At 67.9% G+C, this 1,142-nt stretch carries 1 protein-coding gene; it reads left to right on the forward strand.

All coding sequences use genetic code 11. The features are described from left to right. Positions 1–1,142 (forward strand): Ig-like domain-containing protein (locus ATO4_RS26690; protein WP_176223202.1); only part of this gene is annotated, 1,142 nt, incomplete at both ends.

The raw sequence follows: 1,142 nt of genomic DNA on the forward strand, positions 1-1,142 counted from the left end.
CGGAGGGGCAGGCCCTCACCTACGAGATCGATACCGCCGGCACGGTCGGCAACGTCACCCTGAACGCCAATGGCACCTTCACCTATGACGCGACGGGCGAGTTCGACTCCCTCGCGGCGGGCGAATTCGCCACGGACAGCTTCACCTACACCGTCTCCGACGGCAATGGCGGCGAGGACACCGAGACGGTGACGGTCACGGTGACCGGCACCAACGACGCGCCGGTGTTCAACTTCGTCCAGTCCTTCGAGACCGGCACCGACGGCGTCTTCGGCGGCGGCGGCTACGGCACGGTCACGCAGGCCGCATCCGGCACGGGCGGCATCGTTTCGCCGGACGGCACCTCCCATGCGGTCGTCACCGAAGCCGGCACCGGCCCGTTCACCCGCCTCGGCGGCTATACCTCCGAATTCGTCGACGGCATGACCACCGAGGTCATGGTCTATCTCGACACCGCCTGGGCCACGGGCGAGGGCTTCGAATGGTCCGTCGCCGCCAATGGCTCGGACGGCAATCACCAGCGCGACTTCATCTTCCAGGTGACGCAGGACGAGAGCACCGGCAACCTTCTCGTCGGCGCCGCCAACGGCACCAACTTCACGCCGAGCCAGAATCTGGAAACCGGCACCCACGGCGTCATCGAGACCACCGGCTGGTACACGCTGCAGCACGTCTTCAACGAGGTCGGCGGCCAGCTTTCCGTCACCATGAACGTTCTCGACGCCTCGGGCGCCGTCGTCTTCACCGAGACCCTCAGCAACCCCGCGGACACCATCGGTGCCGGCGGTGAAGTGGGCGGCGTGCGCTATGGCTGGTTCACCGATGTCACGGTCACCGGCGGGCTGCATGTCGACCGGCTGGAACTCGGCACCCGCGACGGCGCCGTCACCGAGATCGTCGACGGCGCGGACGGCGAGAATGACACCGCGCTGACGGCCACCGGCGTCATCGCCTTCGTCGATCCCGACGCCACCGACACCCACACCGCCACGTTCGAGCCTGGCGATACCGACTATCTCGGCACCTTCGAACTCCTGGGCACCGACGGCATCGCCGACGACAGCACCGGAGCCGGCGACGGCGAAGGCCATGTCCGCTGGAGCTTCTCCGTCGACGACGCAGCCGTCGACTTCCTCGGCGCG

The sequence above is a fragment of the Aurantimonas sp. 22II-16-19i genome, from assembly GCF_002088275.1.
GTDB lineage: Bacteria > Pseudomonadota > Alphaproteobacteria > Rhizobiales > Rhizobiaceae > Jiella.